Below are 13,821 nucleotides of genomic sequence, written 5' to 3'. Positions count from 1 at the left end.
TCATGTCAGAAAATCCAATCGACCCACACGCGCATCATTACGCTCATTGCCTGCCGTTTGGCGCGCAATTGCTGGGTCCCAAAGGGACGAGCCCACGCACACGGTTTCGTTTCTGGGCGCCGTCGTGCAAAAGCGTTCAGGTTGAAATCGAGAACGGCCCCGCGAAAGGCGCGCATGAAATGACGCCGGCGGGAAACGGCTGGTTCGAAGCGAGCGTGGAAAGCGGCGCGGGCACGCTGTATCGCTTCCGTCTGGACGACGGCAATGCGGTGCCCGATCCGGCGTCGCGCTTCCAGCCGCAAGACGTGCATGGCCCGAGCGAAGTCATCGACCCGCGCGCGTATCGTTGGGAACATACGGACTGGCATGGCCGTCCGTGGGAAGAAACGGTGTTGTACGAGCTGCATGTCGGCGCAATGGGCGGCTATGCAGGCGTGCAGAAGCGCTTGCCGGCGCTCGCTGCGCTTGGCGTGACCGCCATCGAACTGATGCCGTTGAACGATTTTCCCGGCAAGCACAATTGGGGCTATGACGGCGTGCTGCCGTACGCGCCCGACTCCGCATACGGCCGTCCCGAAGAACTCAAAGCGCTGATCGACGCCGCCCACGGTCTCGGCCTGATGGTGTTTCTCGACGTGGTCTACAACCACTTCGGACCTGACGGCAACTACCTGCATGAATACGCGCGGTCGTTTTTCCGCGAAGGCACGCATACGCCGTGGGGCCCGGCAATCGACTTCGACCGCACTGAAGTCAGCGATTTCTTCACGGACAACGCCATCTACTGGATCAACGAATATCGCATTGACGGGTTGCGTTTCGACGCCGTCCACGCCATCGACAATCACGCATGGCTGCGCGAGCTGTCCGATCATATCCGCGCGCACGTCCAGCATGGCCGCCACGTGCATCTCGTGCTCGAAAACGAGCACAACAGCGCAAGCCTGCTCGAGACGCACTTCGACGCTCAATGGAACGACGACGCGCACAACACGCTGCACGTGCTGCTGACCGGCGAAACCGAAGGCTATTACCACGCCTATGAAGATCAGCCGATTCGCCGTCTCGCGCGCGTGCTGTCCGAAGGTTTTGCGTATCAAGGCGATCCGTCGCCGATTCATGACGGTGCGCCGCGCGGCGAATCGAGCGGGCATTTGCCGCCGACGTCGTTCGTCATGTTCCTGCAGAACCACGATCAGATCGGCAATCGTGCATTCGGCGAGCGCCTCCGCAAGCTGACCTCGGACGACGCATTGCGCGCAGCGACCGGGTTGCTGCTGCTGTCGCCGCAAATTCCGCTGCTGTTCATGGACGAGGAGTACGGCTCCACGCAGCCGTTCCTGTTCTTCACCGACTACACCGGCGATCTCGCCGACGCCGTGCGTGAAGGACGCCGCCGCGAGTTCGCGCGCTTCTCGTCGTTCAGCGATGAGAAACGCCGTGCGCAAATTCCCGATCCGAACGACGCCGGGACGTTCGCCGCATCGTCGCCGCCGGAGACTGCGACGGCACCCGCGCACGACGACGAAGCGAAAGACCGGCTGGACTGGATGCACTTCTACAAGTCCGCGCTGGCGGTACGCGCCAAACTGATTACGCCGCGACTGAAACACGGCAAGGCACTCGGCGCAACGGTGCTCACCGACGAGAACGGCGCTGACGCGAATGCGCTGATCGCGCGCTGGAAACTCGGCGACGGCGAGACGTTGTCGTTCGCGCTCAATCTGTCGAAGCAGAGTGTGCCGTTCAACGACGTGCCCGCGGGCAAGGTCATTTTCGAAACGCCGCCGCGCGTGCGCGAACAGATCGATGCGAACGTGTTGCCGCCGAATGCGTTCGTCGCATGGCTGACGGGCGACATCAACGACTACGCGAGCGGTCACGATGCGCGCGTTGTCGGCAAAGAGGAGCGCCGCACGTGAGTACCCGACGCCCTAACGACACGATAGCCACACTCGCGACGCGCGCCGGCTTCGAGGTGGAGTGGGAAGACGCGCATCGCAAGGTGCATCGTGTGCCCGAGAACACGCTTGCAGTGCTGCTCGAACGGATGGGCTTGCCATGCGGCAATGCCACGCAGATCCGCCAGAGCGCCGCCGCGCTCGAAGCCGAACTGTCGGGCCGCAAGCTGCCGCCGCTCATGACTGCTGAAGTCGGGCGCGGCATAGCATTGCCTGCGTCGGCGCTGAAGTCGGGCAGCCACTACCGGATCGAGCTGGAAAGCGGCTCGATCATCGACGGACGCTTTACCGCGCCCAAAGGCGAGCAGGCTTTGCTCGCGCCGATCGACGAACCCGGCTATCACACGCTCGTGATTCACGAACAGCGTGTCACGCTCGCGGTCGCGCCGTCGCGCTGCTATACCGTCGACGACGCGTGGCGCGCCTTGCGCAACGACGACGGCGGCGACGACGCCAGGACTCCGCCGCTATGGGGCATCGCCGCGCAGCTGTACGGCCTGCGACGCACGGGCGATGGAGGCATTGGCGATTATTCGGCGCTCTCGCAATTTGCGACGAAAAGCGCGAAGCACGGCGTGCATGCGCTTGCCGTCAGCCCGACGCACGCCATGTTCAGCGCGGAGCCGAATCGGTTCAGCCCGTATTCGCCGTCGTCGCGTTTATGGCTGAACGTCACGCATATCGATCCGGCCGCCGTGTTCGGAGCAGACGCTGCACGCGCCGCGATGGAGTCCGCGCAAGCCACCGACGCGTGGACGCAACTCGAAGCCTTGCCGCTGATCGACTGGCCGAACGCCGTGATGCTGAAGCTGAAAGTCTTGCGCGCGCTGTTCGAGAATTTCTGCAGCCAGGAACGTGCGCAAGGCGGCAAGCAGGACACACCGCGCGCGCTGGAATTCCACGGATTCTGCGAACGCGCGGGACGTGCGCTCGAAGACCACGCGCGTTTCGAAGCGCTACAGGCAGCGCAACTCGCACAAGGCGGCAACGGTCATTGGCGAAACTGGCCTGAGGCCTTGCGCGATCCGCGCAGTCCCGAAGTCGATGCGTTCGCCGAAGCGAATCGCCATGAAGTCGACTTCCATCTGTTCCTGCAATGGCTCGCGGCCAAGGGGTTGTCGCACGCGCAGCACGCAGCGCGCGAGGCAGGCATGGCCGTCGGGTTGATCGCCGACCTCGCGGTGGGATGCGACAGCGCCGGCAGCCACGCGTGGTCGTATCGCGACGACATGCTGCAAGGCGTGTCTGTCGGCGCACCGCCCGACCTGTTCAATCAGGCCGGTCAGAGCTGGGGACTCACCACCTTCTCACCGCGCGCGATGCGCACGCAGGGCTTCTCCGCTTTCATCGACATGTTGCGCGCCGCGTTCGCGCATGCCGGCGGGATTCGCATCGATCACATTCTCGGTTTGCGGCGTCTGTGGCTCGTGCCCGAAGGCGAAAGCGCGCGCGACGGCGCTTATCTGCGCTATCCGCTCGAAGACCTCTTGCGTCTTATCGCGCTCGAATCGTGGCGGCATCGCGCGATTGTGATCGGCGAAGATCTCGGGACCGTGCCGCCCGGCTTCCGCGAACGGCTCGACGATCATGGCATTGCCGGCATCCGCGTGCTGTGGTTCGAGCGTGACGAAGACGGCACCGGCTTCAAGCCGCCGCAGTCCTGGGACCGCAACGCGGTCGGCACGACCACGACTCACGATCTGCCGACCGTCGCCGGTTGGTGGCGCGGCAGCGACATTACGTGGCGCAACAAGATTGGGCAGACGACGGCGCGCGCCGACGGCCGCGATCCGGAAGAAGCCGCGCAGGAAGAGCGCGCGAGCGACCGCGCCGAATTGTGGCGCGCGTTCCAGCAAGCCGGCGTCGCCGCGCCCGATGTCGAAGCGCCGCCGCCCGAGAGCCCGCCCGTCGATGAAGCCCTCGCATTCGTTGCGGCGACGCCGAGCCCGCTCGTCACATTTCCGCTTGAAGACCTGCTCGGTCAGACCGACCAGCCGAACCTGCCGGGTTCGATCGACGAGCATCCGAACTGGCGCCGTCGCGGGAATCTGTCTGTAGACGAGATGTTTGAAGACGACAATTTCTGCGACCGCCTTCTCGCCGTCGATCGGGCCCGCAGCACCGCGACCGTTTCTAATCCATCAGCCAACATTTCTTCGGGGCCTGACACGCCATGACCGTCCCGCGCTCCACTCTTCGCCTCCAGTTTCACCGGGGCTTTACGTTCGACGACGCCGCGAAGCACGTCGACTACTTCGCGGCGCTCGGCATTAGCCATGTGTACGCGTCGCCCATTACCACGGCCGAGCCAGGCTCGATGCACGGCTACGACACCGTCGATTACACCCAGGTCAGCGCCGAATGCGGCGGCGAGGCAGGCTTGAAGCGCCTCGTCGACAAACTCCACGCGCGCGACATGGGCCTCATCGTCGACATGGTGCCGAACCATATGGGCGTCGGCGGATCGAGCAACGCGTGGTGGCTCGATATCCTTGAATGGGGGCGACATAGCGCCTATGCACGTCACTTCGATGTCGACTGGCATTCGCCCGATCCGGCTTTGCGCGGCAAGGTGTTGCTGCCGACACTCGGCGGCCCGTATGGCGATGAACTCGCGTCGGGCCGTATCGCGTTGCACTTCGCGGCCGATAGCGGACGCTTTTATGTCGGCTACGGGCCGCACGTCTTTCCGGTGTGTCCGACCGACTACGCGTCGATTCTGCAGAGCGCCGACCGCGCCGATCTCAGCGCACTCGCCGAACGCTTCCATGGACTGACGACGCAGCCCGCGGATCAGCCGCGCGCCGCCGAAGGGCGCGACGCTTTGCGTGAGTTCGTCGCGCAAAACGGCAAGTCGGCAATCGATTCCGTGATCCAGACGTATTCCCCCGAAGATCCGGTCACGCGCGACCGCCTGCATCGGCTGCTCGAGCGTCAGCACTTCCGTCTCGCGTGGTGGCGCACCGCCGCGGACGAAGTCAACTGGCGGCGCTTCTTCGATATTTCGACGCTCGCCGCGGTGCGCGCCGAGCGGCCGGAAGTATTCGAAGCTGCGCATGCGCTGGTCTTTCGCCTGTATCAGGAAGGCACGATCGACGGTTTGCGGATCGACCACGTCGATGGACTCGCCGAGCCTCGCGAGTACTGTCAGCGGCTGCGGCAACGTCTGACAGAGTTACGCGACACCACGCCGTATGTAGTCGTCGAAAAGATTCTTGCGCGCGGCGAACCGCTGCGCGACGACTGGCCGGTGGACGGCACCACCGGCTACGACTTCATGAACGACGTGGGCGCGCTGTTGCACGACCCGGCGGGCGCGGAGCCGCTTGCGCAGGCGTGGACCGAACTCACAGGACGCAGTGCGAATTTTGCGGACGAAGCACTCGTCGCACGGCGCAAGGTTCTTGCGGAAAATCTTTCGGCGGAACTCGACCGCGCGGCGCGAGCGCTGCATCGCATTGCGCGCGACTCGCTCGCCACGCGCGATTACACCTTCACGACATTGCGCCGCGTGCTGACCGAACTGGTCGTGCATTTTCCGGTGTACCGCATCTATCCGCAAAACGGTCTGCGCAGTGCCGCCGACAATGTGTTTTTCGAGCAGGCGCTGGCCGGCGCGCGCGCGACGCTTTCTCGCGCCGATCATGGCGTGCTGGAGCGGGTCAATGCATGGCTCGGCGGCAGTGTGGACGAAGCGCCCGCCGGGCGTCATGGCCAGCCGCAGCAAGGGCAGAACGGTGCACCGCCGAACCATGCGGGTTCGGCGCGGCGCACGGCGCAGACGCTGTTCTCGCAGTTGACTGCGCCGGTTGCCGCTAAGGCCGTCGAAGATACCGCGTGCTATCGCTACGGGCGGCTGTTGTCGCGTAACGAGGTGGGTGCCGATCCGGGAGAATTCGCGTTGTCGGTCGAGCAGTTTCATGCGGGCAATGTCGAGCGCTCGCAGCGCTTTCCTTACGCAATGCTCGCAACGGCGACCCACGATCACAAGCGCGGCGAAGACGTGCGCGCACGGCTCGCGGTACTCAGCGAGATCGCGCACGAGTGGAGCGCGACCTCGCGTGCATGGTCGACGTTGAATGCACCGCACCGGCGTTCGCCTGAAGGCACGCCGATCAGCAGCGTTGCACAGGACACTAGCTACGACTGGGCGCCCGGCCCCGCCGCTGAAGCGATGCTGTATCAGACGCTGGTCGGTTGCTGGCCACCGGACCTGAAGCCGGATGACGAGGCGGGCGTCAAGGCATTGGCCGAACGCGTCGCGCAGTGGCAACTCAAAGCACTGCGCGAAGCCAAGCTGCAGACCAACTGGTTCGCACCCGACGAAGCGTATGAAGCCGGCTGCCGCGACTTCCTGTTCGACATCATGGCGCCGCAGCGGCGGGACGGCTTCCTTAAGGAGTTGGCCGCGTTCGTCGCACGGATTTCACGCGCCGGCGCGGTCAACAGTTTGCAGCAGACTGTCTTGCGGCTCGCATCGCCTGGGATTCCGGATCTTTATCAAGGTACCGAGTTGTGGGATTTCAGTCTCGTCGATCCGGACAATCGCCGGCCCGTCGATTTCGAGCAGCGTGCGACCTGGCTTGCCCAGGCGCCGCCTTCGGAGTTTCTGTCGACGTGGCGCAATGGACGTGTGAAGCTCGCCGTCGTGCAGCGAGTGCTCGCGCTGCGTGCGCATCTGCCGGAGTTGCTGAGCCAGGGCACGTACCTGCCGCTGACCGCGCGGGGCGCGCATGCGTCGAATGTGATTGCGTTCGCGCGGCGACATGGGAATGCGTGGGCTGTCGTCATAGCGAGCCGGCTCGCGGCCGGCTTACTGGGCGAAGAAGGCGATCTGCCGATGGTCGATCCGGAGAAATGGCAAGACACGGCGGTCGAGATGCCGGCGGATCTGTCAGCGCGAGCTTTGTTCGACTGGCTGAGTCCGGCTGCGCCGAAGGTCGATGAAAACGGCTTGCTGTATTTGCGCGATGCCCTTGCGGCAATGCCGATTGCAGTGCTTGTCGAGGACGGCGTGCCGCGCAATTGAGAGCGGGCGTGATTGCCGGCTTGCCGAACCGGAACGAAGGCGGTGTTGGAGTCGTGAGACTCTAGCCGCCTTCGTCGTCGAAGACTTTGGGGTACACGCGCACCAGCACGATGCGCGGACCCTTCATCTTTTTCACGACGACGTCGAAGCGATCGAATTCGACTCGCTGCCCTTCTGTAGGCAGATCGTTGAGCGCCTGAATGACGAGACCGCCAACCGATTCGGCCTTGCCTTCATCGATGTCGATACCCAACGCGCGCTCCAGCGACACGACCGGCAAGCTGCCCTTGCCCATCAACGTGCCGTCGTCCATGCGAGTCCAGTCGGCGTCGCCCTGACGGAACTCGTCGTGAATCTGGCCGACCAGCGCGCCGAGCAGGTTGTCGAGCGTGAGGAAACCGATAGGCTTCGAGTTCTTGTGACCGACCAGCGCGAAGTGCGGCGCTCCTTTGCGGAAGCGGCGAAACAGTTCGAGCGCCGGCATTTCCGGCTTGACGTATTGAACTGGGCGCGCGTACTGCGAGAGATCGTCGAGCGTACTGCCGGCGTGGCGCGCCAGCAGCAGGTCCTTCAAATGGATCATGCCGGCTACGCGCTCGCCGGAGGCGTCCTCGAACAACGGGTAGCGGCTAAAGCGATGCCGCGCCACAACCTGCATGTTCTCGCGCAGCGGCAAGTCGAGCCGCAAGCCGATCATTTCATACGACGGCCGCATCAGGTCGGACACCGTCATGCGCGAAAAGTCCAGCGAATGCGCAATGGTGTTCCACTCGTCCTGGCTGTACGCGTCTTCCGGCGCGCCGCGTTCCGACGCAACGTTGGTGCGGCGGCTACGCAGAATCAGCTTCAGCTCGTCGGTGGAGTAATGCGAGTCGTGTGCATGGTCGGCGTTCAGACCGGCGAGCCTCAGCACCGCATTGGCACTTGTGTTGAGCACCCAGATGGCCGGATACATTGCCCAATAAAAGCCGTACAACGGCGTGGCGGCCCACAGCGAAACCTTCTCCGCTTCGCGAATTGCGAGCGACTTCGGCGCAAGTTCTCCCACCACGATATGCAGAAACGAAATACACGAAAACGCGAAGAAAAGCGAAATGCCGTGGATCAGTTTCTCGGATTCCACGCCGGCAAGGCTGAAAAGCGGCGTGAGCAGCTCGGCAAACGCAGGCTCGCCGATCCAGCCCAGGCCGAGCGACGCGAGCGTAATGCCCAACTGACAGGCCGACAGATAAGCGTCGAGGCGGCCATGCACCTTGGCAAGCAGCCGTCCGCGCATGCCGTGCCTTTCGGCGAGGCTCTGCACGCGCGTCTGCCGCAGTTTGACCAGGCCGAATTCGGCCGCAACAAAGAAACCGTTCAGGGCGACGAGAAACAACGCACCGATAAGGGCGACAACCTGTATCAAAGCGGAGGGCTCCGGCGACAAAAGTTGTCAGTATAGAGGTTGAAAGCTCGCCGAAAAGTTAATCGCGAACAACACGTGCAAGGCGCGGCCGTTCATCGGGGCGACGAAGCGCTCAACGGAACACGCAAAGCGAGCGTGGCCGGCGCGGTTTCAGTGGCGTCATGCTGGTCGAAGCTGCCGCCGTGCGCCTGCGCGACACGCTTGCAGAGCGCAAGCACCCATGCGATGCGGTTAGCTTCCCGCGTTTCCCGGGCCTGCTTGCGCGCGAACGCTTCGAGCACATGAGGCAGCGACGGATCGTCCAGTGCGGCGCTCGTCTGGTACGTGACAGCCGCATGCCAGCTGGTCGCATCCGCGCGCGATTCCAGCGTGACAGTCGCGCCTTCTGCGCTGGATTCGACGGCAAACGTGAGCATTAGCCACAGCGCGGCGGCAAGACGCTCGCGATCGCCATTCAGTTGCTCGGTGGCGAGCTGCGAGTTGATTGCGATCTCCACGCGTCGCGAACGCGCGAGTGCCGAGCGCACCTCTTCGGCGGTTTCATCGAGCAGCGGATGAAGCGGGAACGGCTCATAAGCGAGCGCGAGCGTTTTAGTCTCGGCGCGCGTGGCGTCGACGATCGTTTCGAGCAGCTTGACCTGCTGGTCCACGCCATTGCGGATGCCGGTGACCGCGCGCTGCGAATTGGGATCGTTGGCGTCGAGCTTGCGTTCGAGCACGTAAGCCCAGCTATGGATAGCGTTCAACGGACCACGCAGATCGTGCGATACCAGCGAGAGCACGTGGTCGCGCATGAACAGCGCGGTTTCGGCGCGCAAATGCGCGGTGCGTTCGGATACGGCGAAGCCGGAAGTCACCGGTTGTGCGCCAGCGGATCCGGTTGAAGACGTTGTCACGATCGACCTCTCTGGCAATGCATCATGATTGGGGAGCCCCATTATAGGCATGCCGCCGGGCGTCACCACCCTGGCCGGATGGACGGCTGGAACGCAATCGCCGTGCCACGCGGCATTGTTCGACCGCACCACGTCAACGCGCCTACAATGTCGGTTTCACGTTTTGAACTGAGGAGCGACATATGTCGACTGTGACTACCGAATCCGGCTTGAAGTATGAAGACATCGTTGAAGGAACGGGCGCGGAAGCGGTTGCTGGCAAGACCGTCAGCGTGCACTACACCGGCTGGCTGACCGATGGCCAGAAGTTCGACTCGAGCAAGGACCGCAATGATCCGTTTGCGTTCGTGCTCGGCGGCGGCATGGTCATCAAGGGCTGGGACGAAGGCGTGCAAGGCATGAAGGTCGGCGGAACGCGTAAGCTGACCATTCCGCCGCAACTCGGCTACGGCGTGCGTGGCGCAGGCGGCGTGATTCCGCCCAACGCGACGCTCGTGTTCGAAGTCGAATTGCTCGACGTCTAAATCGTCGTTGCTGTTCGCCATGGCGCCTTTCCGATGACGCACGCCGTTGTTACCGAACCGAGCGTTTCGCTGCGCCGCTTCGAGGCGGCGCAAGCGTCGGACGTGCACGACTTTCACCAGGTCGTACTCGGGCTCCATGGCGCGATGGTGATGTCGGTGGACGGTGTCGCGCAACGCATCGACGCACACTGCGCCTGGCTCATTCCCGCAGGCGCACGGCACGATTACGCGGGCCTCGGCGAGAACCGTCAGCTGGTGCTGGATCTTCCGGCCACGACGCTCGCTGTGCCCGAGCGTCTGTTTGACCGTGCGCGAGCCGTCGCCGTCGACGCGCCGCTTACCGAACTTATTCAGCGCATTGCGTCGCGGGCCGCGAACGGTGCGCCGGCGGACGATCTCGGCGCCCGTCGTTTCCATTGGGACGCTGCCGCACGTCTGGGCGCCGCGCTGGTGGCGGGCGCGGCGATGAAAGGCACCGACGCCGACGCGCCGGCCGCGGGACTCGACTTCGCGAGAATCGACCGCTGGCTGCGCGCGCATTTATCGGAGCCGCTACGTATCGCCGATCTCGCCGCGCATTGCGGCTTCGGCATGCGGCGGTTTCACCAGCTTTTTACCGAAGCGTTCGGCGAAACGCCGCATCGCTATTTGCAGCGGCTGCGGCTCGATACGTCGCTCACGCTACTCGCCGATCCGCGGCTTTCGCTAACTGACATTGCGTTGGACATCGGCTTCGGCGATCAAAGCGCTTATACGCACGCGTTCACGCGACGGTTTGGTCTCGCCCCCGGTCAATGGCGCGCGTTGCGGCATTGAGCGTCGCGCAGTTGAGCGTTGACCAATGACGCGGTGACACACCACGCTTTGGGGCATGAAAAAGGCGCGCTGACCGACCATCTCAGCGCGCCATGTACCACTCTTTTCGATAACGCAGACTGCCTCAGCCTGCCAGACCGCGCTCCAGATCGGCGCGGATATCCGCTGCGTTCTCCAACCCCACGGCGAGACGAATCAAGCCTTCCGTAATGCCTGCAGCAGCGCGCGCTTCGGGTGTCACGCGGCCATGGGTTGTCGTCGCCGGATGGGTGATGGTCGTGCGCGTGTCGCCGAGATTGCCGGTGATCGAGCAGATTTTCGTGCTGTCGATTACGCGCCAGGCGTTCGCTCGCATCTGTTCCGGCGTGTCGCCCTTCAACTCGAACGAGACGATCGCGCCGCCCGCCTTCTGCTGACGCATGGCCAGCGCGTGTTGCGGATGCGATTCGAGGCCAGGATAAAACACGCGCTTTACGGCGGGATGGTCATCGAGCCAGCGTGCAATTTCGAGCGCGTTCGCCGACTGCTTTTCGACGCGCAGCGACAGCGTTTCCATGCCCTTGAGCAACACCCATGCATTGAAGGCGGACAAGGTCGGCCCGGCGCTCCGCACGAACGGAAACACCTTTTCCATGATGAACTTCTTGGAGCCGACCAGCGCGCCGCCCAGCACTCGCCCCTGGCCGTCGAGGAACTTGGTGGCCGAATGCATGACGACGTCGGCGCCAAGCTTCAGCGGCTGTTGCAACGCCGGGCTGCAGAAACAGTTGTCGACCACGAACAACGCATTGGCGGCTTTGGCGATCTTGCTGATTGCTTCAATGTCGGCAACCTCGGTCAGCGGATTCGACGGCGTTTCGAGGAAGAACATCTTCGTCTCCGGACGCACGGCGTTTTTCCACGCGTCCAGATTCGTCGGATCGACAAACGTAGTGGTGATACCGAACTTGCTGAAAATCTGCGAGAACATGCCGAGCGTGGAACCGAACAACGCCTGCGAACTGACCAGGTGGTCGCCCGCTTGCAGCGTGGACATCACGACGGACATGATCGCGGCCATTCCCGAAGCAGTCGCCATGCACGCTTCGCCGCCTTCGAGCGCTGCCAGACGGTCCTGGAACATCGAGACGGTCGGGTTGGTGAAGCGCGAATACGTGTAATAGTCCTCGGAATTCTTGAAGCGCTCGGCGGCGTCCGCGGCGCTCGCGAAAACGAAGCTCGACGTCAGGAATATCGCTTCCGAATGCTCGTTGAAGTCGCTGCGCACCGTGCCCGAGCGGACTGCCAGCGTATCGAAGTTCAGGGAGTCGTCCATGTTCGTTGTGGTTTCCAATGTTCCATGACTGCGTTCGGTGCGCGGCTAGTATGCGGTTGTATGCAGCGAAACCGCGGCCGAACGGCAGCAACAAAAAAGCCCGCTTCTGTGCCGGCGCTTTTGCGTCGGTACAAGCGGGCTTCATATGCGGGGAAAAGCTGGAGCGGAGGCGGATGGTTGCGGCTTGTCCACCATTCGCTTTAGCTGTTTTGGGTTGCCCCGCGTCCGCAAGCTGAGATCAAATCGACGCAAGCTGCCATGCTAACACGCTCGCGGCGCGGCGTGCAGCGAGGCGCGCCATGCCGCGAACGCCAGCTCTGAACTCAGCCCACCGACAACTGCAAATGCAGCTGCGAGCGCGCTGGCCCGCCGCCGTCGATCGCTTCGCTCGCGGCGTCGCGATCCGACTGCGAAGACGGTGCGAGACGCGCGGTTTCGATGCGGTCGAGATACTCCGTGGTCACGTCGCCGGTCACGTAGTTGCCGTCGAAACACGACGCCTCAAACTCCTTCAGCGCCGGATTGATGTCACGAACAGCTTGCTTGAGCGCGTCGACGTCCTGATAGACGAGATGGTCCGCGCCGATCATGCGTGCCACTTCTTCGTCCGAACGGCCATGAGCGACGAGCTCGCCGCGCGTCGGCATGTCGATACCGTAGACGTTCGGGAATTTCACCGGCGGCGCGGCCGAAGCAAAAATCACCTTGTTCGCGCCGGCATCGCGCGCCATCTGCACGATTTCATGCGAGGTGGTGCCGCGCACGATCGAGTCGTCCACGATCAGCACGTTTTTGCCCTTGAACTCGATGCCCATGGCGTTCAGCTTCTGGCGCACCGACTTCTTGCGCACCGCCTGGCCCGGCATGATGAACGTGCGGCCGACATAACGGTTCTTGAAGAAACCTTCGCGATACTCGACGCCCAGCTTCTTCGCGACCTGCATCGCCGCCGGACGGGACGAATCGGGAATCGGCATCACGACATCGATTGCGACGTCAGGCAGCTCGCGCCTGATCTTCTCGGCGAGATAGTCGCCCATGCGCAGGCGCACGTTGTAGACCGGCACACCGTCGAGCACCGAATCCGGACGCGCCAGATACACGAGCTCGAAAATGCACGGGTTGAGGCTCGGGTTCGTCGCGCACTGCTGCGAATGCAGATTGCCTTCGATGTCGATGAAAATCGCTTCGCCCGGCGCGATATCGCGGACGAACTCGAAACCGATACCTTCGATCGCTACCGACTCCGACGCGAGAATCCACTCGACGCCTTCCGCCGTTTCCTGCTTGCCGAGGCAAAGCGGGCGAATGCCGAACGGGTCGCGGAAGCCGAGCAGGCCGTAGCCGGCGATCAGCGAAACAATCGCATACGAACCGCGCACCCGGCGATGCACACCCGACACGGCCTTGAAGAGCGCAGCCGGATCCAGTTGCAGGCCCGAGCTCGAAAGCTGCAATTCGTGCGCGAGCACGTTGAGCATGACTTCCGTGTCGGAATTCGTGTTGATGTGGCGGCGATCGATGCGGAACATCTCATCTTTCAGTTGCTGCCAGTTGGTCAGATTGCCGTTGTGCGCGAGGATGATGCCGAACGGCGCGTTCACGTAGAACGGCTGGGCTTCTTCTTCGCTCGACGCCGAGCCGGCGGTCGGGTAGCGCACCTGGCCGATGCCGGTGTTGCCCGGCAGGCTGCGCATGTTGCGCGTGCGGAACACGTCGCGCACCATGCCGTTGGCCTTGTGCATGTGGAAATTGCTGCCGTTCGCCGTGGCGATGCCGGCGGCGTCCTGACCGCGGTGCTGCAGGAGCAGCAGGCTGTCATAGATCAGCTGGTTGACCGGAGAATGGGAAACTACGCCTACGATGCCGCACATG

At 63.4% G+C, this 13,821-nt stretch carries 9 protein-coding genes; 5 read left to right on the top strand and 4 right to left on the bottom strand.

Going from position 1 to position 13,821, the window contains the following annotated elements:
• Nucleotides 1-2: 2 nt before the first annotated feature.
• The 3 genes from treZ to treY are packed head-to-tail and all read left to right on the top strand — an operon-like array spanning nucleotide 3 to nucleotide 6,990.
• Complete coding sequence (treZ, locus tag SB753_RS30285) at nucleotides 3-1,922, top strand: malto-oligosyltrehalose trehalohydrolase (protein WP_408194463.1); 1,920 nt, start codon at nucleotides 3-5, stop codon at nucleotides 1,920-1,922.
• A complete protein-coding gene (gene malQ / locus SB753_RS30280; RefSeq protein ID WP_410803532.1) occupies nucleotides 1,919-4,138 on the top strand; it encodes a 4-alpha-glucanotransferase in 2,220 nt (739 codons plus the stop codon). Before treZ ends, malQ begins: the two co-directional genes overlap by 4 nt.
• Nucleotides 4,135-6,990, top strand: a complete 2,856-nt coding sequence (treY, locus tag SB753_RS30275; protein ID WP_410803530.1) for a malto-oligosyltrehalose synthase — start codon at nucleotides 4,135-4,137, stop codon at nucleotides 6,988-6,990. Before malQ ends, treY begins: the two co-directional genes overlap by 4 nt.
• A gap of 61 nt (nucleotides 6,991-7,051) precedes the next feature.
• Here the strand turns inward: treY and SB753_RS30270 are convergent, their stop codons facing one another.
• Together SB753_RS30270 and SB753_RS30265 are read right to left on the bottom strand one after the other, a co-directional pair.
• A complete protein-coding gene (locus SB753_RS30270) occupies nucleotides 7,052-8,395 on the bottom strand; it encodes a hemolysin family protein (RefSeq protein ID WP_020071042.1) in 1,344 nt (447 codons plus the stop codon).
• A 92-nt stretch (nucleotides 8,396-8,487) separates the two neighbouring features.
• Nucleotides 8,488-9,291: a sensor histidine kinase gene (locus tag SB753_RS30265; protein WP_410803528.1), complete on the bottom strand. Its 804-nt coding sequence runs from the start codon at nucleotides 9,289-9,291 to the stop codon at nucleotides 8,488-8,490.
• A gap of 182 nt (nucleotides 9,292-9,473) precedes the next feature.
• Between SB753_RS30265 and SB753_RS30260 the strand changes: the two genes are divergently transcribed.
• Both SB753_RS30260 and SB753_RS30255 read left to right on the top strand, forming a co-directional pair.
• A complete protein-coding gene (locus SB753_RS30260) occupies nucleotides 9,474-9,815 on the top strand; it encodes an FKBP-type peptidyl-prolyl cis-trans isomerase (RefSeq protein WP_006047612.1) in 342 nt (113 codons plus the stop codon).
• A gap of 33 nt (nucleotides 9,816-9,848) precedes the next feature.
• Nucleotides 9,849-10,631: a helix-turn-helix domain-containing protein gene (locus SB753_RS30255; protein WP_410803526.1), complete on the top strand. Its 783-nt coding sequence runs from the start codon at nucleotides 9,849-9,851 to the stop codon at nucleotides 10,629-10,631.
• 124 nt (nucleotides 10,632-10,755) lie between these two features.
• On the opposite strand, the gene SB753_RS30250 is transcribed toward SB753_RS30255, so the two are convergent.
• Both SB753_RS30250 and purF read right to left on the bottom strand, forming a co-directional pair.
• On the bottom strand, nucleotides 10,756-11,946 hold the full coding sequence (locus tag SB753_RS30250) for an O-succinylhomoserine sulfhydrylase (RefSeq protein WP_087752687.1): 1,191 nt from the start codon (nucleotides 11,944-11,946) through the stop codon (nucleotides 10,756-10,758).
• Nucleotides 11,947-12,269: 323 nt separating this feature from the next.
• Nucleotides 12,270-13,820, bottom strand: a complete 1,551-nt coding sequence (purF, locus tag SB753_RS30245) for an amidophosphoribosyltransferase (protein ID WP_020071046.1) — start codon at nucleotides 13,818-13,820, stop codon at nucleotides 12,270-12,272.
• Nucleotide 13,821: the final 1 nt, after the last annotated feature.

Source organism: Paraburkholderia sp. SIMBA_053 (genome assembly GCF_046534895.1).
Taxonomy (GTDB): domain Bacteria; phylum Pseudomonadota; class Gammaproteobacteria; order Burkholderiales; family Burkholderiaceae; genus Paraburkholderia; species Paraburkholderia caledonica.
The sequence above is the reverse complement of the archived record's forward strand: the minus strand, read 5'-3'. Positions and strand labels throughout refer to the sequence as shown.